We start from the raw sequence: 1296 nt of genomic DNA, 5'->3' as shown, positions 1-1296 counted from the left end.
ATGGTCCATTAATTGTAACGTTGCCGGTGTTTATTATTGTGTAAGTGTAGGTTATTACCTCCCCTATCTGACTGTAGGTTGATGGACCCGCGTTCTTAACAAGTGTAATCTTTGGTTGCTGAGTTGATGTTACCATTGAGGTAGCTTCATTAGATAAAATAGTGCCATTGTCTGCTGTAGCTGTAGCTGTATTTGTAACATTACCCTCATCCAAATCCAATTGAGTAATTGTATAAGTGGCAGTTGCTGTTGTAGATTCACCGGGTGTTAAATTATTATTTAGTGACGGAGTTACAATTGCCTTGTTGTCAGTTACATTGAATGGTCCATTAATTATAACGTTGCCGGTGTTGGTTATTGTGTAAGAATAAGTTATTACCTCCCCTATCTGACTGTAGGTTGATGGACCCGCGTTCTTAACAAGTGTAATCTTTGGTTGCTGAGTTGATGTTACCGTTGAGGTAGCTTCATTAGATAAAATAGTGCCATTGTCTGCTGTAGCTGTAGCTGTATTTGTAACATTACCCTCATCCAAATCCAATTGAGTAATTGTATAGGTGGCAGTTGCTGTTGTAGATTCACCAGGTGTTAAATTACTATTTAGTGGCGGAGTTACAATTGCCTTGTTGTCAGTTACATTGAATGGTCCATTGATTGTAACATTACCGGTGTTGGTAATTGTGTAAGTGTAAGTTATTACATCATCAACCTGACTATATGTTGATGGACCTGCTGCCTTTGTAAGTGTAAGCTTTGGCTGCTGGGTTGATGTTACCGTTGAGCTAGCTTCATTAGATAAAATAGTGCCATTGTCTGCTGTAGCTGTAGCTGTATTTGTAACATTACCAGCATCCAAATCCAATTGAGTAATTGTATAGGTGGCAGTTGCTGTTGTAGATTCACCAGGTGTTAAATTACTATTTAATGGCGGAGTTACAATTGCCTTGTTGTCAGTTACATTGAATGGTCCATTAATTATAACGTTGCCGGTGTTGGTTATTGTGTAAGAATAAGTTATTACCTGACCAACCTGATTATATGTTGATGGGCCTGCCACCTTTGTAAGGGTAAGTGACACCGTTGGTTGCTGAGAGAATGTTACCGTTGAGCTAGCTTCATTAGATAAAATAGTGCCATTGTCTGCTGTAGCTGTAGCTGTATTTGTAACATGGCCTATATCCAAATCCAATTGAGTAATTGTATAGGTGGCAGTTGCTGTTGTAGATTCACCAGGTGTTAAATTACTATTTAGTGGCGGAGTTACAATTGCCTTGTTGTCAGTTACATTGAATGGTC

The 1296-nt window shown here is 38.9% G+C and carries 1 protein-coding gene; it reads right to left on the bottom strand.

Features of this window, described 5'->3' with window-relative positions; genetic code table 11:
* Positions 1-1296: DUF7507 domain-containing protein (locus KPL54_RS25735; protein WP_216109318.1), on the bottom strand; the 1296-nt coding region annotated here is incomplete at both ends.

Source organism: Clostridium estertheticum (genome assembly GCF_018861295.1).
Classification (GTDB): Bacteria; Bacillota; Clostridia; order Clostridiales; family Clostridiaceae; genus Clostridium_AD; species Clostridium_AD estertheticum_D.
Note: the sequence above shows the minus strand (reverse complement) of the source record. Positions and strands in the feature narration are given on the sequence as shown.